General features: G+C 72.6%; 19 protein-coding genes, 1 tRNA gene, 2 pseudogenes and 1 riboswitch. Of the genes and pseudogenes, 7 read left to right on the top strand and 15 right to left on the bottom strand.

Annotation, left to right across the window (positions count from 1 at the left end; translation table 11 throughout):
* Positions 1–24: 24 nt before the first annotated feature.
* The 3 genes from ACIQ9P_RS20685 to ACIQ9P_RS20675 all read right to left on the bottom strand — a co-directional run bounded on the left by ACIQ9P_RS20685 (position 25) and on the right by ACIQ9P_RS20675 (position 3783).
* Entirely contained in the window at positions 25–1335 is a 1311-nt protein-coding gene (locus ACIQ9P_RS20685) for an Ig-like domain-containing protein (RefSeq protein WP_402357754.1), read from the bottom strand.
* Positions 1336–1516: 181 nt separating this feature from the next.
* The gene (locus tag ACIQ9P_RS20680; RefSeq protein ID WP_402357751.1) at positions 1517–1855 is read right to left on the bottom strand and encodes a hypothetical protein; all 339 of its coding nucleotides are present in this window, start codon (positions 1853–1855) and stop codon (positions 1517–1519) included.
* A gap of 524 nt (positions 1856–2379) precedes the next feature.
* Positions 2380–3783, bottom strand: coding sequence for a cystathionine beta-synthase (locus tag ACIQ9P_RS20675; protein ID WP_402357748.1), 1404 nt, complete (start codon positions 3781–3783; stop codon positions 2380–2382).
* A 199-nt stretch (positions 3784–3982) separates the two neighbouring features.
* On the opposite strand from ACIQ9P_RS20675, the gene ACIQ9P_RS20670 reads away from it, so the two are divergent.
* The 3 genes from ACIQ9P_RS20670 (at position 3983) to ACIQ9P_RS20660 (ending at position 7707) form a co-directional block, all read left to right on the top strand.
* Complete coding sequence (locus ACIQ9P_RS20670; RefSeq protein WP_402357745.1) at positions 3983–5164, top strand: SGNH/GDSL hydrolase family protein; 1182 nt, start codon at positions 3983–3985, stop codon at positions 5162–5164.
* Positions 5165–5226: 62 nt separating this feature from the next.
* Positions 5227–6447: an acetyl-CoA C-acetyltransferase gene (locus ACIQ9P_RS20665; protein ID WP_402357742.1), complete on the top strand. Its 1221-nt coding sequence runs from the start codon at positions 5227–5229 to the stop codon at positions 6445–6447.
* A 291-nt stretch (positions 6448–6738) separates the two neighbouring features.
* Positions 6739–7707: a hypothetical protein gene (locus ACIQ9P_RS20660; protein WP_402357739.1), complete on the top strand. Its 969-nt coding sequence runs from the start codon at positions 6739–6741 to the stop codon at positions 7705–7707.
* A gap of 192 nt (positions 7708–7899) precedes the next feature.
* On the opposite strand, the gene ACIQ9P_RS20655 is transcribed toward ACIQ9P_RS20660, so the two are convergent.
* The 3 genes from ACIQ9P_RS20655 to ACIQ9P_RS20645 form a co-directional block, all read right to left on the bottom strand.
* Positions 7900–8304 carry a hypothetical protein gene (locus ACIQ9P_RS20655; RefSeq protein ID WP_402357736.1) on the bottom strand — a complete coding sequence of 135 codons (405 nt, stop codon included), beginning with the start codon at positions 8302–8304 and terminating at the stop codon, positions 7900–7902.
* 105 nt (positions 8305–8409) lie between these two features.
* Positions 8410–9321 carry a Bax inhibitor-1/YccA family protein gene (locus ACIQ9P_RS20650; protein WP_402357733.1) on the bottom strand — a complete coding sequence of 304 codons (912 nt, stop codon included), beginning with the start codon at positions 9319–9321 and terminating at the stop codon, positions 8410–8412.
* Positions 9322–9459: 138 nt separating this feature from the next.
* A tRNA-Leu gene (locus ACIQ9P_RS20645) sits at positions 9460–9541 on the bottom strand.
* Positions 9542–9941: 400 nt separating this feature from the next.
* On the opposite strand from ACIQ9P_RS20645, the gene ACIQ9P_RS20640 reads away from it, so the two are divergent.
* A complete protein-coding gene (locus ACIQ9P_RS20640; RefSeq protein ID WP_402357730.1) occupies positions 9942–10715 on the top strand; it encodes an ABC transporter ATP-binding protein in 774 nt (257 codons plus the stop codon).
* 62 nt (positions 10716–10777) lie between these two features.
* Positions 10778–13336 (top strand): ABC transporter permease, encoded by a 2559-nt coding sequence (locus tag ACIQ9P_RS20635; RefSeq protein ID WP_402357727.1) that lies wholly within the window; start codon positions 10778–10780, stop codon positions 13334–13336.
* Positions 13337–13546: 210 nt separating this feature from the next.
* Here the strand turns inward: ACIQ9P_RS20635 and ACIQ9P_RS20630 are convergent, their stop codons facing one another.
* The 7 genes and pseudogenes from ACIQ9P_RS20630 to ACIQ9P_RS20600 form a co-directional block, all read right to left on the bottom strand.
* Complete coding sequence (locus ACIQ9P_RS20630; protein ID WP_402357724.1) at positions 13547–14923, bottom strand: NAD(P)/FAD-dependent oxidoreductase; 1377 nt, start codon at positions 14921–14923, stop codon at positions 13547–13549.
* A gap of 428 nt (positions 14924–15351) precedes the next feature.
* Complete coding sequence (locus ACIQ9P_RS20625) at positions 15352–16293, bottom strand: exopolyphosphatase (protein WP_402357721.1); 942 nt, start codon at positions 16291–16293, stop codon at positions 15352–15354.
* A gap of 140 nt (positions 16294–16433) precedes the next feature.
* A pseudogene (locus ACIQ9P_RS20620) lies at positions 16434–16961 on the bottom strand (DUF501 domain-containing protein); the annotation flags it as partial.
* Entirely contained in the window at positions 16933–17427 is a 495-nt protein-coding gene (locus ACIQ9P_RS20615; protein ID WP_402357718.1) for a septum formation initiator family protein, read from the bottom strand. The gene ACIQ9P_RS20615 and the pseudogene ACIQ9P_RS20620, both read right to left, overlap by 29 nt.
* A 126-nt stretch (positions 17428–17553) precedes the next feature.
* On the bottom strand, positions 17554–18840 hold the full coding sequence (gene eno, locus ACIQ9P_RS20610) for a phosphopyruvate hydratase (RefSeq protein ID WP_030398007.1): 1287 nt from the start codon (positions 18838–18840) through the stop codon (positions 17554–17556).
* Between the two features lie 306 nt (positions 18841–19146).
* Positions 19147–19989: a transglycosylase family protein gene (locus ACIQ9P_RS20605; RefSeq protein WP_402357715.1), complete on the bottom strand. Its 843-nt coding sequence runs from the start codon at positions 19987–19989 to the stop codon at positions 19147–19149.
* Positions 19990–19994: 5 nt separating this feature from the next.
* A riboswitch (cyclic di-AMP (ydaO/yuaA leader) is annotated at positions 19995–20143 on the bottom strand.
* A 231-nt stretch (positions 20144–20374) separates the two neighbouring features.
* Complete coding sequence (locus ACIQ9P_RS20600) at positions 20375–21661, bottom strand: cytochrome P450 (protein ID WP_402357712.1); 1287 nt, start codon at positions 21659–21661, stop codon at positions 20375–20377.
* 222 nt (positions 21662–21883) lie between these two features.
* Here ACIQ9P_RS20600 and ACIQ9P_RS20595 point away from each other — a divergent pair, with 222 nt between their 5' ends.
* A complete protein-coding gene (locus ACIQ9P_RS20595; RefSeq protein ID WP_402357709.1) occupies positions 21884–22306 on the top strand; it encodes an SDR family NAD(P)-dependent oxidoreductase in 423 nt (140 codons plus the stop codon).
* Between the two features lie 68 nt (positions 22307–22374).
* Here ACIQ9P_RS20595 and ACIQ9P_RS20590 read toward each other — a convergent pair whose 3' ends face one another.
* Together ACIQ9P_RS20590 and ACIQ9P_RS20585 are read right to left on the bottom strand one after the other, a co-directional pair.
* Positions 22375–23451, bottom strand: coding sequence for a MazG family protein (locus ACIQ9P_RS20590; RefSeq protein ID WP_402357706.1), 1077 nt, complete (start codon positions 23449–23451; stop codon positions 22375–22377).
* Between the two features lie 77 nt (positions 23452–23528).
* Positions 23529–24206 (bottom strand): hypothetical protein, encoded by a 678-nt coding sequence (locus ACIQ9P_RS20585; protein WP_402357704.1) that lies wholly within the window; start codon positions 24204–24206, stop codon positions 23529–23531.
* A gap of 202 nt (positions 24207–24408) precedes the next feature.
* Between ACIQ9P_RS20585 and ACIQ9P_RS20580 the strand changes: the two are divergent.
* Positions 24409–24987: pseudogene (locus tag ACIQ9P_RS20580) on the top strand (phosphatase PAP2 family protein); the annotation flags it as partial.
* Positions 24988–25185 lie beyond the last annotated feature (198 nt).

Genomic DNA, 25185 nt, shown 5'->3' with positions numbered 1-25185 from the left:
CCTCGCGCTCCGCGCCCGGGGGCGTCAGACCGCGCTGCCGGCCTTCCAGTCGGCCCAGGCCATGTTCCAGCCGTTGAGGCCGTTGGACGGGAGGACGGTCTTGTCACCGGAGTTGGTGACCTCGACCACGTCGCCGACCATCGAGCTCTTGAAGAACTTGTAGCCGTCCGCGTTGGCGTCCTGGCCGCCCTGGACGTCGCGCAGGCCGACGCAGCCGTGGCTGGTGTTCTGGCGGCCGAAGGTCGACGCGGGGGACCAGTAGTTGCCGTGGATGAAGGTGCCGGAGGTGCTGAGCCGCTGGGCGTGCGGCACGTCCGGGATGTCGTACTCGCTGCCGAGGCCGACGGTCTGCGAGTTCATCCGGGTCTGCTGGTACTGCTCGGTGATCACCATCTTGCCGCCCCAGGTACGGAACTCGGGCGAACCGCCGGAGATCGCGTAGACGGCGCTGACCTGGCCGTCGGTGGTGACGGTGAGCTTCTTGGCGGCGAGGTCGGCGACGCTGGTCTGGGCCCGGCCGACGGTGAAGCGGACGTCCTTGGACTGGGTGCCGTAGACGCCCTTGGCGCCCTGGACGTCCTTGAGCCGGAGCTTGACGGTCACCTTGGTGCCCTTGGCCCAGTACTCCTGCGGGCGGAAGTCGAGCCGGGTGCTGGAGAACCAGTGCCCGACGATCTCGACGCCCGGCTCGGCCACCACGGTGATGGCCTGCTGGACGGCCTTGCGGTCGGTGACCGGCTTGCTGAAGTTGATCGAGACCGGCATGCCGACGCCGACCACCGAGCCGTCCTCGGGGGTGAAGTAGCCCACGAAGGTGTTGGCCGGGGTCGCGGTGGTGAAGACCGCGTTGGCGTCGGCCTCCAGCTTGTCCTTGTCGACGGCGGCGGCGGTGACCGTGTACTTGGTGCCGCTGGCCGGGGAGGCGGCGGAGGTCCAGACGGTGCCATCGTCGGACAGCGCGCCGGCCAGCGCCTTGCCGGCGGAGTCGGTGACCTTGACCGAGGTGAGGGTGCCGCCGGCGACGGCGACCCGGACCGGGTCGCTGAAGCCGGCCGAGGTGGTGCCGTCGGCCGGGGTGACGGTGATCACGGCGACGGAGGTCCTGGGCGCGCTGGTGGTGGCGGCGGGCGTCGGCTGTCCGCCACCCGTACCGCCAGTGCCACTGCCGCCGGAACCGCCGGTGCCCGTCGCCCCGGTGCCCGCCCCGTTGTCCGCGCCCTTGGTGTCGTTGCAGGCCGCCAGCAACAGCACCGGAGCACCGACCAGGCCGGCGAGTACGCCACGCCGGCTCCAGTTGCTCCCGGCCGTCCGGCCCTGACCGTCCCGTGCCGTCACGTCGCCCACTCCCTGCTGCTCATCCGGGCATTACGGATACAAAAACGCAATCCGTACGTTCACGGTTCCAACACCAACGGCTTGCGATCGTATGAGAAGACGAAACCAAGTGCCAAATATGGACAAAACGCCCGACCTGCGGAGAGCAGGCCGGGCGTTCGTCGAATGCGGTGGGCGAGCCCTACTCGGCGGGCTCCTCCACCGTGTACTCGTCCCACTCCGCGTCCTCGGGGTCGAAGTCGGTGTTCGCCGACTCCCAGGTCGCCGAGGCGAGCTCGACACCCGGGATGTCGCCGAGCAGCGCCACCGGGTCGATGAAGTGGGCGAGCGAACCCGCCGGGTCCACCTCGATGGCCTCGACGGACTGCGCGCGCTCCTCGTCGTCGAGGTACTCGTCCGCGGTCACCTGCTCAAGAGCGGCCGCCTTGAGGGCGCCCTCGTCGGTGATCTCGGCGATGAGCTCGATGCTGAGCCGGACGTAGCGCGGGCTGTCCTGGTCGGTCGTGTCAGTGCTGGTCATGCGCCGAGACTACGGGATCCGGCCTGTCCCGAGGCGCCGGAGAAAGCAACAGGGCCGGTCCCTCCGAAGAGGGACCGGCCCCACCGCTTCCGCCGGACTCCCCCACCCGGGAGCCGTGCGGACGCGCCGAGCGGCGCGGTTGTCCGGGAGCCGCCTCACCCTGACAGCCGGCCGGAGCCGGGCAGGGGCGGGACGACGGCGTCTCCGTGGACAGGGACACCACCGGCCGGGTCAGGACCGACCGTCGTGCCCGGGACGGACCGCACCGCCGGGGAGCCGCTCCCGGCCGGTCGTTGTCGTCCCGTTCGGCGTCTTGCCGTGTGCACCACCATGCCGGAGTCGTGTTAAGCCCGTGCTGCACGGAGATGACGCCGGTGTACCGGTTCGCCCGGAAACGGAACCGGTGCCGTACGGTTCCTCAGCCACCGGGTCGGGGGCGGCGGCTGACCGCGGGGCGGCGCACGGCGGGGCCGGTGACCGGCGCGGGGCCGACGACCGGCGCGGGCTCAGTGACCGGCGCGGGCTCAGTGACCGGCGCGGCTGCCGGCCAGGAAGCCGAGCAGGTCCTGGCGGGTGACGATGCCCTGCGGCTTGCCCTCCACCAGCACCACCGCGGCGTCGGCCTTCTCCAGCACCGTCATCAGGTTGGTGACGGTCTCGCCCGAGCCGACCACCGGCAGCGGCTTGGACATGACCTTGTCCAGCGTGTCGGTCAGCTGGATCTCCCCCGCGAAGACACCCTCCAGCAGCAGCTTCTCCGCCACCGAGCCGATCACCTCGCCCGCCATGATGTCCGGGTGGCCGGCACCCGGCGAGACCACCGGCATCTGCGAGACGCCGTACTCGCGCAGCACCCGGACCGCCTCGGCGACGGTCTCGTTGGGGTGCATGTGGACGAACTGCGGGATGCCCTCGTGCTCGATGGCGTCCTTGCGGGCCAGCACCTCGCCGATGTGCGCCTCGTCGGTGGCGGACGGCAGGAAGCCGTAGTCGGCCATCCAGTCGTCGTTGAAGATCTTCGAGAGGTAGCCCCGGCCGCCGTCCGGCAGCAGCACCACGACGACGTCGTCCGGGCCGAGCCCGCGCGCCACCTCCAGCGCGGCGACGACCGCCATCCCGCAGGAGCCGCCGACCAGCAGGCCCTCCTCCTTGGCCAGGCGGCGGGTCATCTGGAAGGAGTCCTTGTCGGACACGGCGACGATGCCGTCCGCGACGTCACGGTCGTAGGCGGTCGGCCAGAAGTCCTCACCGACGCCCTCGACCAGGTACGGCCGGCCGGTGCCGCCCGAGTAGACCGAGCCCTCCGGGTCGGCGCCGATCACCTTGACCTTGCCGCCGGAGACCTCCTTCAGGTAGTTGCCGGTGCCGGAGATGGTGCCGCCGGTGCCGACGCCCGCCACGAAGTGGGTGATCCGACCTCCGGTCTGCTCCCACAGCTCCGGACCGGTGGAGTGGAAGTGCGAGGCCGGGTTGTCCGGGTTCGAGTACTGGTCCGGCTTCCAGGCGTTCGGGGTCTCCCGGACCAGGCGGTCGGACACGTTGTAGTACGAGTCCGGGTGCTCGGGCGCGACGGCGGTCGGGCAGACGACCACCTCGGCGCCGTACGCGCGCAGCGTGTTGATCTTGTCGGTGGACACCTTGTCCGGACAGACGAAGATGCACTTGTAGCCCTTCTGCTGGGCCACGATCGCCAGGCCGACACCGGTGTTCCCGGAGGTCGGCTCGACGATGGTGCCGCCCGGCTTGAGGGCGCCCGAGGCTTCGGCGGCCTCGATCATCCGCATCGCGATGCGGTCCTTCACCGAACCGCCGGGGTTGAAGTACTCGACCTTGGCGAGCACGGTGGCGCTGATCCCCTCGGCGACCTTGTTCAGCTTGACCAGCGGCGTGTTGCCGACGAGGTCGATGATCGAGTTGTGGTACCGCACGGGGGTCCTCCCGGTATGTGGGCATGCGAGTGCTGTCGGTACAACAAGCCTAGGCCGTACCGGGCGCCCCGGAGAGCCCGTGCGCCCCACGAACGGCCCAGCCCCCGTCGTAGGCCGCCCCCAACGCGGGTACTAGGGGTGTACACGCATCGGGAACGGCACCCGTCGGGGTGGCACGAGGACGCGAAGGGGGCACCGGATGCCAGGAGCGCAGCAGTCGCGGGCCCGGGTGGCCCGGCGGATCGCCACCGCGGCGGCGTACGGCGGCGGCGGGCTCGGGGTCCTGGGAGTGGGCCTGGTGGGCCTGCTGCTGACCGAGAGCAGACTGGCCGTCCAGGCCATCGGCCTCCTGGACGGCGACCCGCCGAAGGCCGACGGCGTCTACGGCGAGGCGTTCGCCGACGGCGCGGCCGCGCCGCAGCCGCCACTGGTACTGGCCTTCCTGGGCGACTCCACCGCGGCCGGCCTCGGCGTGCTGCGGGCCCGGGAGACCCCCGGGGCGCTGCTCGCCGCGGGCCTCGCCTCGGTCGCCGAGCGCCCGGTCCGGCTGGTGAACGTGGCCTTCTCGGGCGGCCGCTCCGCCGATCTGGCCGGCCAGCTGGAGCAGGCCCTGCCGCTCCGCCCGGACATCGCCGTGATCATGATCGGCGCCAACGACGTGACCCGGCACAGCCCGGCCCAGCTCGCGGTGCGCCAGCTCGGCGGAACGGTGGCGGCACTGCGCGCCGCCGGCTGCGAGGTCGTCGTCGGCACCTGCCCCGACCTCGGGACGATCAAGCCGGTCCGGCCGCCGCTGCGCTGGGTGGCCCGCCGGGTCAGCCGCCAGCTGGCCGCCGCGCAGACCATCGCGGTGGTGGAGGCGGGCGGGCGGACGGTCTCGCTGGGTTCGCTGCTCGGCCCGGAGTTCGCGGCCCGGCCGGAGATGTTCGCCGCCGACCGCTACCACCCCTCGGCCCAGGGCTACGCGACGGCCGCGATGGCCGTGCTGCCCTCGGTCTGCGCCGCACTGGGCCTCTGGCCGCAGGAGGAGCCGGCCGACGGGCCGGTCCCCGGCCAGGCGGTGCTGCCGGTGGCGGTGGCCGCGGCGGCCGCGGCCGACCGGGCCGGCACCGAGGTGGCGGCGCTCGGCGGCGGCGACGGCTCGGCCGGGCGCTGGGCGCTGCTGCGGCACCGGCTGCGGGTGGGCCTGCCGGTGCCCTGGGCGGCCGGGGAGCCAGGCGGGGAAACGGCCGGGAAGCCGGTCGGGGAAGCAACCGGGGAACCGGTCGGCGGGCCGTCCGACGGGGTGCCCGGGGGCCTTCCCGGGGGACTCTCCGGGAGCGCCGGCCAGACCCCCGGCAACACGTCGGCCAGCTCACACACCGGGGCGGGTGACGACTGAGCTACCAGACGGTAACTTTCCTCCCGGACGCCTGTCCGCCGCCACTCAGCGAGGAGCCCGCCATGCCCGAAGCCGTCATCGTCAGCGCCACCCGTTCGCCGATCGGCCGGGCCTTCAAGGGCTCCCTCAAGGACGTCCGCCCGGACGACCTGACCGCCCACGTCATCCAGGCGGCGCTGGCCAAGGTGCCGCAGCTGGACCCGCGCGAGATCGACGACCTGATGCTCGGCTGCGGCCTGCCCGGCGGCGAGCAGGGCCACAACCTGGCCCGCATCGTGGCGGTGCAGATGGGCATGGACTACCTGCCCGGCACCACCATCACCCGCTACTGCTCCTCCTCGCTGCAGACCACCCGGATGGCCCTGCACGCGATCAAGGCCGGCGAGGGCGACGTCTTCCTGTCGGCCGGGGTGGAGACCGTCTCCCGGTCGGTCCACGGCACCTCGGACGGCATGCCGGGCACCATGAACCCGCTGTTCGACGAGGCCCGGGCCCGCACCGCCGAGCGGGCCGAGAAGGGCGGCGGCGAGTGGCACGACCCGCGCGAGGACGGGCTGCTGCCGGACGCCTACATCGCGATGGGGCAGACCGCCGAGAACCTCGCCGCGCTCAAGGGCATCACCCGGGCCGAGCAGGACGAGTTCGGCGTGCGCTCGCAGAACCTCGCCGAGGCCGCCATCGAGGCCGGCTTCTGGGAGCGCGAGATCACCCCGGTCACCACCCCCGACGGCACCGTGGTCTCGACGGACGACGGCCCGCGCGCGGGCGTCACACTGGAGGGCGTCTCCGGACTGAAGCCGGTGTTCCGCCCCGACGGGACGGTCACCGCCGGTAACTGCTGCCCGCTGAACGACGGCGCCGCCGCACTGGTGATCATGTCCGACACCAAGGCCCGCGAGCTGGGCATCACCCCGCTCGCCCGGGTGGTCTCCACCGGTGTCAGCGCGCTCTCCCCCGAGATCATGGGCTACGGCCCGGTCGAGGCTTCGAAGCAGGCGCTCAAGCGGGCGGGCCTGTCCATCGGCGACATCGACCTGGTCGAGATCAACGAGGCTTTCGCCGCCCAGGTGATCCCCTCCTACCGGGATCTCGGCGTCGACCTGGACCGGCTGAACGTCAACGGCGGCGCGATCGCGGTCGGCCACCCCTTCGGCATGACCGGTGCCCGGATCACCACCACCCTGATCAACTCGCTGCAGTGGCACGACAAGCAGTTCGGCCTGGAGACGATGTGCGTCGGCGGCGGCCAGGGCATGGCGATGGTTCTGGAGCGCCTCAGCTGACCCTCCGCTGTCAACCCCGAAGGGTCCAGACCACCCATTTGGAGTGACACACGGTAATTGAGGGCCGGATCACACCGCGAGGTCGATCCGGCCCTCAATTCTTTCGTTTCCGGACCGGAAATCGACGGTGCGGAGCGGATCAACTCCGCAGCGTAGAACGGTGCTACCTAACAATTTGGGGACAAGAGCGAAAGTCACCGACAAATTGGACATTGGCCACTGCGGTAACAGCACCGGATGGGGCAGTGTGGAGACGTAACCCCGTTCCACTCCTCGCTAGGAGTACGTTCCGTGAGCGCCGTCCACACCATCCTGCTGCTGGTCCTGATCGCCGTTTCGACCACCGTCCTGTTCCACCTCCGGGCCGTCTCCCGCCGGTTGGACGCGCAGGCCGCCGCGGCCCCGACCGTCGACGAGGCCGCGATACGCCGGGCCGTCGCCGAGGCCCTGGCCGCCGACCGCGAGCGGGAGATCACCGAGGCCCGCGCGTTCTGGGCCGAGCAGGAGGCGCGCGCGGCCGAGGACGCCCCGCTGTTCGACTCTCCGTTCGCCGGTGTCTTCAGCACCACCGACGAGTGGCCGCTCTTCTTCCCCCGCCCCACCGGGCCGAACGAGGCCGCCGACAACGCCGACCACGCCGGCACCATGGACCCCGAGTTCGGCGAGGCCCTGCGCTCCGCGCTGGAGGACCTCATCGGCGACGGCGGCACCCGGCCCGCCGACTCCGGCCCCGAGGGCGGCAGCCCGCTGCGCCCCGCCCACCCGGCCGGCCACCCCGCCGGTGGCCACCCGGCCGGCGAGGGCACCGGGGACGCCCGGGCCCGCCGCGAGGCCGACCTGCTCGCCACCGGCCTGGAGTCCGGCCTGCTGGACGCCGAGGCCACCGTCGAGGAGGCCCCGGCCACCGCGCCCGACCCGCGCCGCCACCCCTCGCACCCCGACTTCGTGCCCAGCCAGACGCCGTCCCGGGAGTGGACCGACACCCGGCTGACCGCGCTGGCCGAGGAGGGCACCGCGCTGATCGACGTCCGCCCCGGCCCGCTCGGCACCCTGGACGTCTACGCCTTCGCCGACGGCACCACGCTCTGCGTGGCCCCGGGCGACCGCGAGGCCGCGTACCGGCTGATCGACGCCGTCCGGGCCGGTGAGAACGTCCGGCTGCTCGGCGGCTCCCGGTTCTCCGGCTCCTACTCGCTCACCTTCTCCACCGACGAGGACGCCGTGTACGTGCTCGCCGACCGGGTGGTCGCCAGCATCTGACCGGGGCGCGCCGGCCGGGGCGCGCGAACGCCGAGGGCCGGCCGGATCGAGGGGTTACCGATCCGGCCGGCCCTCGGCGTTCGCCGGTCCGGAGCCGGTCCGGAGCCGTCGGCGCCACCGCGGCGGCCGTGACGGTCCGGGCGCCGGAAGGCCGGGGTACCGGAAGGCCGGGGTACCGGAAGGCCGGGGTGCTCAGAGGGCCGCGGCGGTCTCCGCCAGCCACCGCAGGGCCAGGTCCCGCACCGCCGCGGCCGCCAGCGGGTCGTCCGGCAGGGCCACCACGGCCTCCCCGGGCAGCCCGGCCAGCGCCGCCGCAAGATCGTGCCCGACCACGGCGAGCTGGTCGCCGACGGCGAACGCCCCGGCCTCCGGCAGCTCGCGGTCCGCCGGACCGCCGTCCGGCCCGCCGTCGGCGCGCGCCGCCTCGGCGGCCTGCGCCGTCACCGCCAGCCGACGGGCCAGCGCCAGACCGGCCGCGGCCCGCGAGGGGTGCCCCGGGACGGCGCCGAGCAACCGGCTCTGCGGCATCGCGCGGAACCGGTCGGCCAGGGCGTCGACGGCCTCGGCCAGGGACTTCTCATCGGACGTCTCGGGCATGCCGTGAGCATACGGGCCACCGGGGACGAAAACCGCCGGGCCCCGGAGCGGTCGCTCCGGGGCCCGGCAGCAGTGGTGCTACGGCGCAGGCGGTGCGGCGGAGGATCAGTCGTCGCCGCGCAGGATCGCGATCAGGCGCAGCATCTCGACGTAGATCCAGACCAGCGACAGGGTGAGCCCGAAGGCCGCCCGCCAGGACTCCTTCTGCGGGGCGCCCTGCGCGATGGCCTCCTCGATCGCCGCGAAGTCCAGCGAGAGGAAGAACGCGCCGAGGCCGATGCCGACCAGGCCGACCACGATGCCCAGCGGGCCGGAGCGCAGCCCCATGTCGGCGCCGAAGACCAGCGAGGCGACCATGTTGACCAGCATCAGCAGCACGAAGCCCATGGCGATCGCGATGCCGATCCGGGTGTAGCGCGGGGTGACCCGGATCCGCCCGGTCCTGTAGGCGATCAGCATCGCCGCGAACACCGCCGCGGTGCCCAGCACCGCCTGGATCGCGATGCCCTCCCAGATGCTGTTGAACACCTTGGTGATCGCACCGAGGGCGAAACCCTGGAGACCCGCGTAGAGCAGGATCAGCGGCGGGCTGACGCTCCGCTTGAAGGAGATCACCATGCCGACCACGAACGCGATCAGCGAGGCAACGCCGGCCAGCCCGAAGTTCCGCTCCGGCAGCGCGAACCAGGCGAGACCGCCGGCCGCGACCAGGGTGAGCAGCGTCATCGCGGTGCGCGCGACCACGTCGTCGAGCGTCATCCGGCCCGTCGCCGCAGGGCCGGCGGAGGGCGCGTTGTACATCTCGACGAGCTGCTCGTCGGTCAGCGGCGCCCCGGCCTGGGGCTGCTGGCCGTACGGGCTGCCGGCGTACGGGTTGTTGCCGTAAGGGTTGTTGCCGTAGGGGTTGCCTGCGTTCGGGCTCCCGGCCGGCGGGGTCTGGGTGGTCCCGAAACCCGCGTAGCCGGACTCGCGGGAGAAGGACCCCTCCCGCGAGAAGACCGGGTTGCTGCTTCTCATTGCTCATTCCCTCCGTGGCGGCACTGCACCGCCCGCACGACCAGGGTAATGGCTTGGCAAAGGAATCGGCATCCGCCGCGAGAAGGATTCGGTCACTGACGTCCGGCGGGGACGCCGGTCGGCGTCCCCGCGAGTCGGTGCCCAGAGCCGGACTCGAACCGGCACGGCCTTTCGGCCAAGCAGTTTTAAGCTGCCCGTGTCTGCGTTCCACCATCTGGGCTTCTGCGGACCCGGCCCGGCCGGCGGAACGGAGAGCAGCCCTCCGCCCCCGTGCGGGCCACCCCTGAGCCTAGTCGCCCGGCATCCCCTTTCGCATGTTCCGAGGCGGGGAAGTTGTCATGTTTCCTTGCCATCTGACGAACAGTTCGTGATTTGGCCATCCGACCCGCTCGATCCGGCCACCGGTCCTCCGCTCAGGGTCGGCGTCATACCGCAGGAGGAGGGCGTCACCTGGGCGTACGCCCAGCGGTGGTCGGGCCAACCGTCCGGCGGAGCGACGAGAAACCATGATCGCCGGAAGGAGCATGGAGGTACGGCCGGGCGCCCCTCGAAAGGGCCCGGCCGGCCAGCCCCCGGAGCCGTACGGCCCGGCCCGCCATGCCCGACCTGAGGAGCACCTCGTGAGCACGTCGACCGCAACCGCCGTCCGCACCGGCCGGGCGGCCGCCCGCGCCACCGGCCTGAACAAGGTCTACGGGGAGGGCGAGACCCGCGTCGTCGCCCTCGACAACGTCAGCGTCACCTTCCCCCAGGGCGAGTTCACCGCGATCATGGGCCCCTCCGGCTCCGGCAAGTCCACCCTCATGCACTGCATGGCCGGCCTCGACACCGTCACCTCCGGCTCCTCCACCATCGGCGACACCGAACTCGTCGGCCTCAAGGACAAGCAGCTCACCCAGCTGCGCCGCGACCACATCGGCTTCGTCTTCCAGGCGTTCAACCTCCTCCCCACCCTCACCGCCCTGGAGAACATCACCCTCCCCATGGACATCGCCGGCCGCAAGGCCGACAAGCAGTGGCTCGACGCCGTGGTCGAGACCGTCGGACTCTCCGGCCGCCTCTCCCACCGCCCCAGCCAGCTCTCCGGCGGCCAGCAGCAGCGCGTCGCCTGCGCCCGCGCCCTCGCCGGCAAGCCCGACATCGTCTTCGCCGACGAACCCACCGGCAACCTCGACTCCCGCTCCGGCGCCGAGATCCTCTCCTTCCTGCGCAACTCCGTGCGCGAACTCGGCCAGACCGTCGTCATGGTCACCCACGACCCCGTCGCCGCCGCCTACGCCGACCGCGTCGTCTTCCTCGCCGACGGCCGCATCGTCGACGAACTCCCCAACCCCACCGCCGACACCGTCCTGGACCGCATGCGCCGCTTCGACGCCAAGGGCCGCACCAGCTGACCCGAACGACCCGGTAGGCACCGCCCCCGTCCGTTCGCAGACCCCAGGACCCAGGAAACCCCATGTATCGCACCGCACTGCGCAATGTGCTGGCCCACAAGGGCCGACTGCTGATGACGGCGCTGGCCGTCATGCTGGGCACCGCCTTCGTGGCCGGCACCATGGTCTTCTCCGACACCTTCGGCAAGGCCATGCGGGAGAGCAACTCCAAGAGCTACTCCGACGTGTCGGTCCAGATCGTCGACTACTCCGCCGGCGCCACCGCCTCGCTCCGGGACAAGAGCGACAAGAGCGCGGTCACCCTGACCGACGCCACCGTCCAGCAACTCGCCGCGCTGCCCGGCACCGCGAGCGCCCGCGGCGTGGCCGGCGGCTTCACCGGTGTCGCGGACAAGAAGGGCGAGCTGATCGGCCAGGCGTGGTCGGCCAAGGGCGCCAACTTCGCGCCCGGCCCGGACGGCAAGGACGCCCGCTACCCGATGGTCGAGGGCCAAGGGCCGAAGAACGGCAAGGAGATCGCCCTCGACCGGAAGACCGCCGAGAAGGGCGGTTACAAGGTCGGCGACACCGTCCGGATCGGCTCCAACGGCCCGGTCCTGGAGGCGAAGCTCACCGGTGTCTTCACCACCGACGACCCGAGTGTGAACAGCGGCGGCACGCTCACCCTGTTCGACCGCGCGACCGCGCAACAGATCCTGCTGGAACCCGGCCGCTACAGCAGCATCGTGCTCACCGCCAAGCCCGGCACCGGCCAGGACGCCCTGCTCGCCGAGGTGAACCAGAAGATCCGGCCGGAGCAGCAGATCGAGACCCGGACCGGGGCCGAGCTCAAGGCCGAGGAAGAGCGGATGATCGCCGCCGGCACCGACAGCCTGCGCACGATGCTGCTCGCGTTCGCCGGCATCTCGCTCTTCGTCGGCATCTTCATCATCGCCAACACCTTCACCATGCTGGTCGCCCAGCGCACCAAGGAACTGGCCCTGCTCCGGGCGATCGGCGCCAGCCGCAAGCAGGTGACCCGCTCGGTGCTGATCGAGGCGTTCGCCATCGGCACCGTCGCGGCCTCGGCCGGCCTGGTCGCCGGGCTCGGCATCGGCGCGGGCCTGCAGTCCCTGATCGCCTCGCTGAACGACAGCCTCCCGACCGGCGCCCTGGTGGTCAAGCCGCTGACCGTGGTGGTCACCCTGCTGGTCGGCGTCCTGGTGACGGTGCTCTCCGCGCTGCTGCCCGCCGTCCGCGCCGCCCGGATCGCCCCGGTGGCCGCGATGAGCAGCGGTGACCAGCCCGCCTCCCAGAAGTCCCTCGTGGTCCGGAACGTGATCGGCTCGCTGGTGGCCGCCGCCGGTATCGCCCTGGTCGCCTTCGGTGCCTCCAAGGGCAACTCGGACGGCCGGATGCCGGTCGCGCTGGGCGCCGTGCTCGCCGTCCTGGGCGTCTTCGTCCTGCTGCCGCTGCTCTCCCGCCCGGTGATCGCCCTGGTCGGACCGGCCCTCGGCAAGCTGTTCGGCATGCCCGGCAAGCTGGCCCGGCAGAACGCGGTGCGCAACCCGCGCCGTACCGCCGCCACCGCCGCCGCGATCACCATCGGCCTCACCCTGGTCAGCGGTCTGACGGTGATCGGCGCCTCGGTCTCCGACACCGTGGACCGGGCCATCACCAGCTCGATGAAGGCCGACTACCTGATCTCCGCGGCGAACGGGATGAGCCTGTCCGACAAGGTCCCCGCCGAGGCCGCGAAGGCCGCCGGGGTGGCCGCCTCCTCGCCGCTGGTGGAGGTCGAGTGGGACCTCAACGGCAAGTCCAGCAAGATCACCGGCCTGAACGCGGACAGCATGGACAAGCTGCTCACGGTGAAGATGAAGAGCGGTTCCCCGGCCTCGTTCGGCCAGGGCAAGCTGCTGCTCGGCGACGACCTGGCGAAGAAGCTCGGGGTCGGCACCGGTTCCACCGTCGAGATGGGCTACCCCGGCGACGCCAAGGGCACCCTGACCGTCGGCGGCGTCTACGAGACCAACGACCTGCTCGGCGGCGCCATGCTGGCCAACAGCGAGATCCTCAAGCACGACCCCCAGCCCTCCCTGGACAGCGTCCTGGTCAAGGGCACCGACGGGGAGACCGAGTCGCTGCGGAAGGCGCTCAAGGACTCCACCGGCGCCAACCCGGTGATCGAGGTCAAGTCGCGCCAGGACGTCCGGGACGGCTTCAGCCAGAACATCACCTTCGCGCTGAACATGATGTACGGGCTGCTGGCGATGTCGGTGGTGGTCGCGGTGCTCGGGGTGATCAACACCCTGGCGATGTCGGTCTTCGAGCGCAAGCGCGAGATCGGCATGCTGCGGGCGATCGGCCTGGACCGGCGCGGCATCAAGCGGATGGTCCGGCTGGAGTCCGTGGTGATCTCGGTGTTCGGCGCCGGCATCGGCATCCTGCTCGGCTGCTTCACGGCCTGGGCGATCAACGGCACCCTCAAGTCCGCCCTGCCCACCATGACCACGGTGCTGCCGTTCGGCCAGCTGCTGCTCTTCCTGGCCCTGGCCGGCCTGGTCGGTGTGGTGGCCGCCTTCTGGCCGGCCCGCCGGGCCGCCGGGCTGGACATCCTGAGCAGCATCAAGACCGACTGACCGCGACGGCCCGCGGGCCCGCACGGCCCTCGCGGTCGGCGAACAGCAGAAGGCCCCTGCCGGAGGGTTCGGCGGGGGCCTTCTCGCTACTTCTTGTACTCCGCCCGACTCGCACAGCCGGCTGAGCACCACGGAGGTCGTGGTCCGGCAGCGCTGCCGGGCGGAGAGCCTCCGACTCATACCCGGCGCTCCCACACCGGGCCGTAGTCGCTACTTGCTGGTGGCCAGCTCCTTGTCGGCGGCCGGCTTGGCGGCCTCGACGGCGGGACGCTTGGTCGGCGCCGTGACCTCCTGGATCGGCTGGTACGGGTTCTCCATCTGGGAGAGGCCGACCATCTCGCGCTTCAGGAAGACGGCGAGGGTCCAGTCGGTGAAGACACGGACCTTGCGGTTGAAGGTGGGGACCATGGCGCCGTGGTACAGGCGGTGGAACCACCAGGCCGGACGGCCCTTCAGCTTGTACTTGCCGAAGAGGATCGCGACACCCTTGTGCAGGCCGAGGCCGGCGACCGCGCCCAGGTTCTTGTGCTTGTACTCCTGCTGCGGGAAGCCCCGCATGCCGGAGATCACGTTGTCACCGAGGACCGCGGCCTGGCGCACGGCGTGCTGCGCGTTCGGCGGGCACCAGGCACCCTCGCCCGCGGCGAGGTCCGGCACCTGGGCGTTGTCGCCGGCGGCCCAGACGTAGTCGAGGCCCTGGACCTGGAGGGTCGGCGCGGTGTCGACGTGGCCGCGCGGGCCCAGCGGCAGGCCGAACTGGGCCAGCACCGGGTTCGGCTTCACACCGGCGGTCCACACGATGGTGGAGGCGTCCGTCTCCATGCCGTTCTTCAGCACGACGTGGCCGTCGACGCAGGAGTCCATCGAGGTCTCGATGTAGACCTCGATGTTGCGCTCTTCGAGCTTCTCCTTGGTCCACAGACCGAGGTCCGGGCCCATCTCCGGGAGGATCCGGTTGGCGGCCTCGACCACGATGAAGCGCATGTCGTCGCGGCTGACCGTCTTGTAGATCTTGGCGGCGTCGCGCGCCATGTCCTCGATCTCGGCGATCGTCTCGACGCCGGCGAAGCCGCCGCCGATGATCACGAAGGTCAGCGCCTTGCGGCGGATGGCCTCGTCCGTGGTGGACTCGGCCTTGTCCAGCTGCGCCATGACGTGGTTGCGGAGGGCGATGGCCTCCTCCACGGTCTTCATGCCGATGCCGTGCTCGGCCAGACCCGGGATCGGGAAGGTGCGGGAGACCGACCCGGTCGCGACGACGAGGTAGTCGAAGGGCAGCTCGTACGAGTCGCCCGCCGAAGGCTGGATGGTCGCGATCTTGCGCTCGTGGTCCACACCGGTGACAGCACCGGTGAGCACCTCCGCGTTCTTCAGCGCGGTGCGCAGGGGCGCGACGAGGTTGCGGGGCGCGACGTTGCCGCCGGCCGCCTCGGGGAGGAAGGGCAGGTACGTCATGTACGACCGCGGGTCCACGACCGTGACGGTCGCTTCGCCGTAGCGCATCTTCTTGAGGATGCGCATCGCGGCATACAGGCCGACGTAACCACCGCCGACAATGAGGATGCGAGGACGCTCCGTGGTGCTCATATCCGAAAGTATCCAGCACCGTTCGGAGCAGCCTTCGTGAGCCCGCTCACAAGCGGACGGACCCCCTCTGCTACACTTCGCGCCCCCGTTTCGACCCCCCGGCCGACACTTCACGGCCACCCCGGCCCCTCGACGGGCCCGTCCGTGACGACGGCCCCGCTGAGCAGCAACGATCCATGACGGGGCCTGGTTCCCGTGCGGGATTTCGATTTTCAAACCTGTGACGGGTCAGAACCTACGATCCAGCGGTTATCACGCCGAGCGAGCCTTCGGTCCCACATATCGGACGGACCGGACCGCCCAACGCGGCGAACGGGCGGATCCCCATGTGAAGAAATTCACGAACTTTTTCGCCCGGCCCCGGGCGCGCCCCGGCCCCGGGGCCCCCGAGGGGCCTCCGGGGCCGGAGCGGTAAGCCTCGTGCCTGGTCAGCGGGCGATACTCCAGGCGATGCCGTCCAGGATGTCGTGCTCGCTGACGACCACCTCGGCGGCGCCCGTCCGCGCCATGATCTCCAGCAGCTCCAGCGCGCCGGCCGCGATCACGTCCACCCGGCCCGGGTGCATCGAGGGGATCGCCGCCCGCTCCGCGTGGGTCGCGCCCAGCAGCCGCTCCGCGATCTCGGCGACCCGCTCACGGGAGATCCGCGAGTGGTGGATCGCCTCCGAGTCGTACCGCGGCAGGTCCTGGGCGATCGCCGAGATGGTGGTGACCGTCCCGGCCAGACCGACCAGGGTCGCCGCACCCGTCAGCGGGACGGCCTCCTCGGCCCGGTCCAGCTCCGCCCGCACATGCGCCCGCGCCTCGGCGATCTGCTCCGCCGAGGGCAGCTCGGCGCCGCCGAAGTGCCGCTCGGTCAACCGGACGCAGCCGATGTCCACCGAGCGGGCCGCCTCGACGTCCTCGGCCCCGAGCACGAACTCGGTCGAACCGCCGCCCAGGTCGAAGACCAGGTACGGGGTGGCGAAGGTGCCCCCGGTCAGCTCCTTGGTGGCGCCGACGAAGGAGAGGTGCGCCTCCTCCTCGCCGCTGACCACCTCGGGCTCGACGCCCAGGGCCGCCCGCACGCCGTCGACGTACTCGGCGCTGTTCTCGGCGTCCCGGGAGGCGCTGGTGGCGACGAAGCGGATCCGCTCCGGCCCGACGCCGAAGCCGGAGATCACCCCGGCGTACTCGCGGCAGGCCGCGAAGGTGCGCTCCAGCGCGTCCGGGTGCAGCCGGCCGGTACGGTCGACGCCCTGGCCCAGGCGGTTGACGATCATCCGCCGGTCCAGGTCGGTGATCTCCCCCGTCTCCGGGTCGAGATCGGCGACCAGCAGCCGGATCGAATTGGTCCCGCAGTCGATCGCCGCCACCCGGGTGGAACTCATGCCTCGGCCTCCCCAGCCTCGTCCGCCTCCAGCGCCGCCCGCTTGGCGGCCCGGTCGGCGGTCTTCTGCTCCTTGGCCGCGATCACGGCCTCGTGGTCCTGGTTCTTGGCGCGGTTGCGGAGCACCCGCCCACCGGCGGCGTCGACCTCGGCGGCGGAGACGCACGGGCCCTTGGCCCACCAGTCCTCCAGCATCCCGATCGCCTCGTCGCCCAGCGGGTTGACGCCCTCGCCGGCCGCCAGCGAGTGGCCCACCAGCACGTGCAGGCACTTGACCCGGTCCGGCATGCCGCCCGCGCTCGGGAAGCCCTCCAGCACCTCGATGGCGTCCCGGCGGGCGATGTAGTCCTCGTGCGCCTTCTGGTACGCCGCGGCCAGCTCCGGGTCCTCGGCGAGCCGGGCGGTCTGCTCCTTCATCACGCCGTCCGCCTCCAGGGTGCCGATCAGCGAGGCGGCCTTGGGGCAGGTCAGGTAGTAGAGCGTCGGGAACGGCGTGCCGTCCGGCAGTCGGGGGGCCGTCTCGACGACGTCCGGGTTGCCGCACGGGCAGCGGTGGGCGACGCCGCGCAGACCGCGCGGGACCCGGCCGAGCTGCGCGGCGATGGCCGCGACGTCCTGGTCGGAGACGGTGGGGTGGTTCTCAGTGGTCATGGGAGGGGCTGTCTCCAGCGGGGACGGGGGCGGGTGGTGAGGAAGGGTCGGGCTGTGCCGGGGCGGTGGGGGGCGGCGGAGCGGCGGCGGCGTCCACGGAGTCCCAGACACTGGCGTACCAGGGCCGGGCGGCCTTGACCGTACCGGCGGCCGGGCCCTGCGCGGGCGGCGGCGCGCCCTGCGAGGACTTCACCGGGTCCTGGGCCGCCGGGTCCACCGCGATGTACGGGGTCTCCCCCGGCATCGCGTAGTGCAGCCGGGTCCTGGCCTGTGCCTTGACGTACTCCGGGTCCTGCCAGCGGGCCTTCTCCCGGCGCAGCTGCTCGACCTGCTCCCGGGCGTGGTCGGCCCGGGCGCGCTGCGCCGTGATCTCGGAGCGCTGCGAGATGAACTGCCGGGTCGGGTAGGCCAGGATCGCCACCAGCGAGCAGAGCACGAGGACCAGGACGGTCGCCCGGCTCGTGAACCGAGGCCGGGCCGCCAAGCCCGGGATCCTCCAGCCTGCCATCTCCGGTGTCCCCTCCTGGTCGCGACGGTGCCCCGCCGTCCACCCTACGGGGTGAACGGCGGGGCACCGGTCAGGCGTGCGCCACTCGGGCGGCCGGGCGGGTCAGCCCTCGTGCTTGAACCGCGGGAAGGCGCCGCGGCCGGCGTACTCGGCGGCGTCGTCGAGGATCTCCTCGATGCGCAGCAGCTGGTTGTACTTGGCGACGCGCTCGGAGCGGGCCGGGGCACCGGTCTTGATCTGGCCGCAGTTGGTGGCGACGGCCAGGTCGGCGATGGTGACGTCCTCGGTCTCACCGGAGCGGTGGGACATCATGCAGCGGTAGCCGTTGCGCTGGGCCAGCTCGACGGCGTCCAGGGTCTCGGTCAGCGAACCGATCTGGTTGACCTTCACCAGCAGCGCGTTGGCGGTGCCGGTCTCGATGCCGCGGGCCAGGCGGGCCGGGTTGGTGACGAACAGGTCGTCGCCGACCAGCTGGACCTTGTCGCCCAGCTTCTCGGTCATGGCCTTCCAGCCGTCCCAGTCCGACTCGTCCAGCGGGTCCTCGATCGAGACCAGCGGGTAGGCGGCGACCAGACCGGCGTAGTACTCGATCAGCTCGGCGGAGGTGAGGCCCTTGCCCTCGAACTGGTAGGCGTCGTCCTCGTAGAACTCGGAGGCGGCGACGTCCAGGGCCAGCGCGATGTCCTTGCCCGGCACGTAGCCGGCCTTCTGGATGGCCTCGACGATGAGGTCGAGGGCCTCGCGGTTGGAGTCCAGGTTCGGGGCGAAGCCGCCCTCGTCGCCCAGACCGGTGGAGAGGCCGCGCTCCTTCAGCACGCCCTTGAGCGTGTGGTAGACCTCGACGCCCCAACGGACGGCCTCGGAGAAGGACTCCGCGCCGATCGGAGCGATCATGAACTCCTGGATGTCGACGTTGGAGTCCGCGTGCGAGCCACCGTTGAGGATGTTCATCATCGGGACCGGCAGGACGTGCGCGTTCGGGCCGCCGAGGTAGCGGAACAGCGGCAGGTCGCTGGCCTCGGAGGCGGCGTGCGCGACGGCCAGCGAGACGCCCAGGATGGCGTTGGCGCCGAGCGAGGACTTGTCCGGGGTGGCGTCCAGGTCGAGCATGGCCTGGTCGATCAGGCGCTGCTCGGTGGCGTCGTAGCCGACCAGCTCGGGGCCGATCTGCTCGATGACGGCCAGGACGGCCTTCTCGACGCCCTTGCCGAAGTAGCGGTTCTTGTCACCGTCGCGGAGCTCCAGGGCCTCGAAGGCACCGGTGGAGGCACCCGACGGAACAGCGGCACGGCCGGTGCTGCCGTCGTCGAGGCCGACCTCGACCTCGACCGTGGGGTTGCCGCGCGAGTCGAGAATCTCACGGGCTACGACGACATCGATGGACGGCACGAGGCATCTCCTAGCGGAAGCAGGTACGGCTGACAGTGGGGTGCCGTCGGCCGGACGATTGCGGAGTCGTTACGACCAGAGCCTAACCGCACGGGCTGTCCGGGCCACGTCGGCCTCGGCTCCGTCTCAGCGTGTGGCCGTGCTACCCACCGGTAGTTCACCTGGTCGCCCGGCCCCGGACGCCCCCGGGTGGACGAACGGGGTGGAACGGGCCGGACCGGGCCCGCCCGCCCGGCCGCCCGGCCGCCCGCGTGCCCACCTCGGACGACGGGCGGACAAGGGGCGGGCGGGGGGTGCGCGGGAGCGTCAGCCGAGGGTGAGGACCTGGCCGGGGATGATCAGGTCCGGGTCGCCGCCGACCGTGCCGCGGTTGCCGTCGTACAGGGCCTGCCAGCCACCCTGCACGCCCTGCGTGGTGGCGATCCCGGCCAGCGTGTCGCCGGAGCGGACGGTGTAGCCCTGACCGTCCTGCGGCTGCTGGACCTTCGGGGCCTGCTGCTGCGCGTACTGCGGGGCCTGCTGGGCCGTCGGCTTGGGGGCCGCGTGCTTCGGCGCCGCCTTGGGTGCCTGCTGCTCGGCCTGGGCCTGCTGGGCCGGCGACTTGGGCGCGGCGTGCTTCGGGCCCGCCTTGGGTGCCTGCTGCTCGACCTGCGCCTGCGGCGCCCGGGGCTTCGGGGTCTGCTGCTCCGGGGTCTGCTGCTGCGGCTGGGCCTGCGGCTTCGGGGCGGCCGGCGCGGCGTCGGCCGAGGCGTCGACCGCCGCCGGGGCACCGCCCTTGCTCAGGCCGGCCTTCTTGGAGCACACCGGCCAGGCGCCCGGGCCCTGCGAGGCCAGCACCTTCTCGGCGACGGTGATCTGCGCCGCCTTCGACGCCTGGTTGGCCTGCGGCGCGTAGGCGGTGCCGCCGAACGCCTTCCAGGTGCTGGAGGTGAACTGCAGGCCACCGTAGAAGCCGTTGCCGGTGCTGATGCCCCAGTTGCCGCCGCTCTCGCACTGGGCGACCGCGTCCCAGGTCGAGGCCGGGGCGGCCGAGGCGCCGGTGGCGCTGAGGATCGGCAGCGCCAGTCCGACACCGGCGACACCGGCGACGGCGATGGCCTTCTCGGTCTGGGTGCGGCGACGATGACGGCCGTTTCCGACGAGCAGCATGAAGAAGTCCCTCTCCGCACGCCTGCGAGGTGAGCTGTCGGGTTCGGACCGGGAGGTGGCCCGGCCGCGCGGAGGCGGCTTCACCCCTAGCCGTGGGAGACGGCGCAAGACCTGGTTCCCCCGCCCCTGCCCAGGGTTCTGGTCGGTTTCCGGTGACGCGGCGGGCAGGACTCGGCGTTCCGCGCACGGGACCCGCTTCCGCGGGCTCCCCGGAGAGTAGACAGATCTTCAGAGCAATCACAAGCTCATATCGCCGCTATCACACGGAAATCACGTCAGACGATGGATTGCCCACCAACCGAAGAGGTATGTCCTGATTGATGGAGGTTCACACCCCCCGGAACTGCCCTGCGAGACCTCCGCGTCGGCGTGTCGTGAGTCCCCCTCAGGGGACTGCCGAGGGGTCCGCGGAGGTTGCCGCCGAAGTCGGTTCCGGCGTGAACTCCACCGGAAGTTCACGAAGTCCGCGCATGATCAGACCACCGCGCCAGCGCAGTTCCTCCGGATCCGCGGCGAGCCGGAGGTCCGGCAGCCGGGTCAGCAGGGTGGACAGCGCGGCCCGCCCCTCCAACCGCGCCAGCGGGGCGCCGATGCAGTAGTGGATGCCGTGCCCGAAGCCCAGGTGCGGATTGTCCGCCCGGGCCAGGTCGAGGGTGTTCTCGTCCGCGAACCGCGCCGGGTCCCGGTCCGCGGCGGCGAGCACCACAAGCACCGGGTCGCCGACCGGGATCTCCACTCCGCCGATGGTCAGCGGACTCGTCGCGAACCGCCAGGTGGCCATTTCCACCGGGCCGTCGTAGCGCAGGAGTTCCTCGATCCCGGTCTCCAGCAGCGCGCTCTCGCCGCGGCCGATCGAGTCCTGCAGCAGGGCCCGCTGACCCGGATTGCGCAGTAGCGCGTAGACGCCGTTGCCGATCAGGTTGACCGTCGTCTCGAAGCCCGCGAACAACAGGATGAAGGCCATCGCCGCGGCCTCGTTCTCGGTGAGGTGCTCACCGTGGTCGCTGGCCCGGATCAGCCCCGAGATCAGGTCGTCGCCGAGGTCGGCGCGCTTGCGGTGGATCAGCTCCGCGAGATAGGCCCGCATCCGCTTCACCGCCCTTCCCACACCGCCGCGTTGGCCGCCGCCGTGCCGGATCATCATCCCGGCCCAGTCCCGGAAGTCGTCCTGGTCCTCGGCCGGCACCCCGAGCAGGTCGCAGATCGCGTAGATGGGGAGCGGGAAGGCGAACTCGTGGATGAGGTCCGCGGATCCGCGCGCCGCGAAGCCGTCGATCAGCCGGTCGGTCAACTGCTGCACCCGGGGCTCGAAGGCCGCCACCCGGCGCGGGGTGAACGCCTTCGACACCAGGCGGCGCAGCCGGGTGTGGTCCGGCGGGTCGATGTTCAGCAGGTGCGTCATCAGGTCGGCCTGGCGCTCGCCCGGGATGCCGACCCGGCCGGTGCGGTGGGCCTGCTCGCTGTGGTGCGCCGGGTTCTTGGAGAGCCGGCCGTCCGCGAGCGCCTGGCGGGCGTCCGCGTACCGGGTGACCAGCCAGGCTTCCACTCCGCTGGGCAGGGTGGTCCGGTGCACCGGCCGGTGCTCGCGCAGCCACGCGTACGCCGGATACGGGTCGGCGGCGAACTCCCAGGTGAACAGGGGCGGACGGACGGAAGCGGGCTGGGCTGGCATGGGTCGACGGTATCCCGGACGTGCCCCCGGCACCGCACCGCGGGCGTGGGCACGGTCGTGGGCGCCGTCCGGTGATCGTTCCGGTGATGGTGGGGGGAAGCAGGCGTGAGCCTGGTCACCTGAGGGGTAATTCCTGTTGCGGAGGATCCGGTCGTGCCTACGATCCTCCGCAAGATGTCCGTGGGCGCCGGTGCGGAGCCGCCCACAGGGAGGAGCAGGGCCATGCGGGTCACCGGTGCGGTCGTCGTGATCGCGGTACTCGACGGCGGGTCGGGGGCGGGCCTCGCCCGCCGCTTCACCGCGGCGGGAGCCGTCGGAATGCTGATCGCCGACCAGGGCAGCGGGGTCGCCGAGGACCTCGCCACCGAACTCGACCGTCCGGGCTGCCCGGTCGTCGGCGTGTGCGCGGACGTCCGCCGCCCCAGCGACGTCGCCGCGCTGGTCGACACCGCCGAGAAGCACCTGGGTCCGATCGACCTGTTCTGCGTGGCCGGGCCGGACGGCGAGCGGATCGTCTCCCTCGCCGATCTGCCCGACCACCTCGACCTGGAGCGGCTGGCCGAACTCGTCGCGCTGGTCGGCGAGGCGATCGGCGAGGTCGTTCCGCCGCAGCGCCGTCCGGTGCGGGACGTCGCCGCGGCCTGAGCCCCCCAGCGCGATCGGACCGGGCGGTCGTCGGGCCGGTCCGACCGACCGGGCTGCCCGGACGGCTCCTAAAGGTTGTCCGACGGCTCGGGCTGCTCGGGCCGCTCGGCGGGCTTGAGGCCCTCGGCGGCGCGCACCGCGTCCCGGTAGGCCCGCGCCGCCGCCCGCAGCGCCGCGTCCACGTCCAGCCCGGCGTCGTGCGCGCGCTGCGCCACCGCGAGCAACAGCCGGCCCGCGGACTCCGCCGTGAGTTCGGCGGGCAGCTCGTACGGCTCGTCCGGCACACCCGCGAAGCCGGACCGGCGCACCCGCGACACCAGCTTCGCCGCGTACGCCAGCGAGGGCAGCCCGGCCGGGACGCCGTCCAGGACCGACTCGCGGTCCGACTTCTCGGCCGCCTTGAGCGCCTCCCAGTTGGCCTCCACCTCGGCCGCGCCGTCCGCCTCGGTGTCCCCGAACACGTGCGGGTGCCGGTACATCAGCTTTTCGACGATGTCGCCCGCCACATCGTCGATCGAGAACGCCCCGGTGGGGTGCTCCTCGGCGATCCGGGAGTGGAAGAAGACCTGGAGCAGCACGTCGCCGAGCTCCTCGCGGAGGGTGTCGCGGTCGCCCTCCTCGATCGCCTCGACCAGCTCGAAGGACTCCTCGACCAGGTACTTCACCAGGCTGGCGTGGGTCTGCTCGGCGTCCCACGGGCAGCCGCCCGGCGAGCGGAGGCGGTCCATCACGGACACCAGGTCCAGCAGCCGGGAGCCCGGCAGGTCGTACGAACCCGGCAGCACCTCGATCTCCGGCACCTCGCCGGCGCGCTCGACCGCGAGCCGGGCCAGCGCGTCGGTCAGCCCCGGGTCGCCGTCCGGGCCGCCCAGCCAGACCGTCGCCCCGCTCCCGGCCCCGGTGGCACCGTCCGCCGGGGCGCCGGTCAGCAGCCGGGCCAGCGCGGGGGCGGAGCCCGGCGCCACGACCTCCACCTCGACACCCGCCTGCCGCAGCGCCGGCAGCTGCGGGTGACCGGCGTCGCCCGCGAGCACCCGCCCGGCCGAGCGCAGGGCCTCCCAGGCCGGCCAGGACAGCAGACCGGGGGCCACCCGATGGGTGGTGATGAGGAGGATCAGCTTCGCGCCCGGAGGATTCGTCGTCACCCCTCGAACCTACCCGTCCGCCCGCCGCCCCCGCCGCCGGGTTCCGCGCCCCGGCCGGGCCGGGGCGGCGGCCGTCCTCAGCCGGCCGGTCGGGAGCGGACGACCGGGGCGAGGGCCGCGCGCTCCGGGTCCCAGGTGCCGTAGCGGGGGTTCACCCGCAGATGGCGGGTGGTGGCCGTGGCGGCCAGGATCCGGCGGACGGCCGCGTCGCCCGCCGGGGTGTCGGCGTCCGCCCCGGCGGTCGCGGCGAGGCGGCGGATCCCCAGCTCGCGCCCGAGGCGGCCGTCGATCGCCTCGGCCGGAACGCCCTGCGCCGCCAGGGCTCGCGCCAGCCGCCCGGCGCCGCCGAGGCGCCGTTCCTCCTCGGCCCGGGCGGCCGCCACCTCGGTGTCCGCGACCGCCGGGCCCCGCTCCGCGACCGCGCGGGCCACCACCGCGTCGAGCACCAGCTCGGTGACCGCCCGCCGGGCCGGCCCCTCCGTCTCCCACCGGGCGTCCGCCGACACACCGCCCGGGGCCCGGCGCAGTGCCGCCACCCTGGCCTGCACCGCGTCCACCGGGATCCGCCGTCCGTCCAGCACCGCCGCCGTGCCCGGCGTCAGCCCGTCCCCGCCGCACCCGGCCAGCCCGGGGAGGCAGAACAGGGCCCCGACGGCGGCGGCGACGGCCTTGGTGGCCCTGTTGGTTCCGGTGATTCCGGTGATTCCGGTGCTCCTGGTGGTCCCGGTGGTCCCGGTGGTCCGGCGACGGTGCATGGCGGCTCTCCGGGTGCGGGCGGCAGGGATCCCCCGAGCGTAGGGCGGGGTGCCCGGGGCGGTGCGGACCGTCCCCCGGACGGCCCATCCGGGCCGGGCGCCGACACGGCACCGGGCTCAGGTCAACCCTGACGATCGTCAAGGTCGGCCCCTGCCTTTCGGGTCGGGTCGGGACCCGCCTCCGACTCCTACCGTCCGTGTCATGACGAACACGATCAGGAACAGGGCCGTCCTCGTGGTGGCACTCGTCGGTACCGGCGCCGGTGCGGTCGGGTGGCTCGCTCCGGCCGGCGGCGGTGCGGGCGGAGCCGGCCCGCCCGCACCGGGCTGGTCGACCGCGGGCTACCGCCGGGTCGCCGGGGCCGTCACGGACGCCCCGCCCCGCCTCGCCTCCCTGCTGGAGCCCGCCACCGAGGCCGGTCTGGTGGTACTGGGCCTGCTGCTGGCGCTGGTCTGGTGGACGGCACGTGGGCGGCGGGCCACCGGTACCGTCGCGGGTGTCGTGCTGACCGCCCTCGGCACCGTGCTCGCGTACGGGGCGAGCGAGGGCTTGAAGCTCGTCCTGGACGAGGAACGCCCCTGCCGCGCCCTGGCCGGACTGCCGGCCACCGCGCTCGCCGCCTGTCCTCCGCCGGGCGACTGGTCGTTCCCCAGCAACCACGCCACCCTCGCCGTCGCGATGGCCACCGGTCTGCTGCTGCTACGGCCTCGGTGGGCGTGGCTCGTCGTCCCGGCCGGCCTCGGCACGGCGGCCCTCCGGGTGGCGGCAGGCGTGCACTACCCGCACGACGTGGCCGCCGGGGCCGTACTGGGCGGGGTGGTCACGGCGGCCGCTGTGGTCGCGTTGCTGCCCTCGGCGACGGCGGTGGTCGGCACGGCGGGCCGGGTCCGGCTGCTCGGTCCGGTGCTGCTGGCGCCCTCGGCCTCCGCACCCGCCGTGGCCCCGCTCCCGGTCCCGGCTTCGCCTCCGGTCCCGGTC

The organism is Kitasatospora sp. NPDC094019 (assembly GCF_044764505.1).
Lineage (GTDB): Bacteria > Actinomycetota > Actinomycetes > Streptomycetales > Streptomycetaceae > Kitasatospora.
The sequence above is the reverse complement of the archived record's forward strand: the minus strand, read 5'-3'. Positions and strand labels throughout refer to the sequence as shown.

Bases quoted from the DNA above. Each gene is read 5' to 3' on its own strand.
- ACIQ9P_RS20680 (WP_402357751.1), bottom strand. From the start codon at position 1,855: ATGACCAGCACTGACACGACCGACCAGGACAGCCCGCGCTACGTCCGG.
- ACIQ9P_RS20670 (WP_402357745.1), top strand. From the start codon at position 3,983: ATGCCAGGAGCGCAGCAGTCGCGGGCCCGGGTGGCCCGGCGGATCGCC.
- ACIQ9P_RS20665 (WP_402357742.1), top strand. From the start codon at position 5,227: ATGCCCGAAGCCGTCATCGTCAGCGCCACCCGTTCGCCGATCGGCCGG.
- ACIQ9P_RS20655 (WP_402357736.1), bottom strand. From the start codon at position 8,304: ATGCCCGAGACGTCCGATGAGAAGTCCCTGGCCGAGGCCGTCGACGCC.
- ACIQ9P_RS20650 (WP_402357733.1), bottom strand. From the start codon at position 9,321: ATGAGAAGCAGCAACCCGGTCTTCTCGCGGGAGGGGTCCTTCTCCCGC.
- ACIQ9P_RS20635 (WP_402357727.1), top strand. From the start codon at position 10,778: ATGTATCGCACCGCACTGCGCAATGTGCTGGCCCACAAGGGCCGACTG.
- ACIQ9P_RS20630 (WP_402357724.1), bottom strand. From the start codon at position 14,923: ATGAGCACCACGGAGCGTCCTCGCATCCTCATTGTCGGCGGTGGTTAC.
- ACIQ9P_RS20625 (WP_402357721.1), bottom strand. From the start codon at position 16,293: ATGAGTTCCACCCGGGTGGCGGCGATCGACTGCGGGACCAATTCGATC.
- ACIQ9P_RS20605 (WP_402357715.1), bottom strand. From the start codon at position 19,989: ATGCTGCTCGTCGGAAACGGCCGTCATCGTCGCCGCACCCAGACCGAG.
- ACIQ9P_RS20600 (WP_402357712.1), bottom strand. From the start codon at position 21,661: ATGCCAGCCCAGCCCGCTTCCGTCCGTCCGCCCCTGTTCACCTGGGAG.
- ACIQ9P_RS20595 (WP_402357709.1), top strand. From the start codon at position 21,884: ATGCGGGTCACCGGTGCGGTCGTCGTGATCGCGGTACTCGACGGCGGG.
- ACIQ9P_RS20585 (WP_402357704.1), bottom strand. From the start codon at position 24,206: ATGCACCGTCGCCGGACCACCGGGACCACCGGGACCACCAGGAGCACC.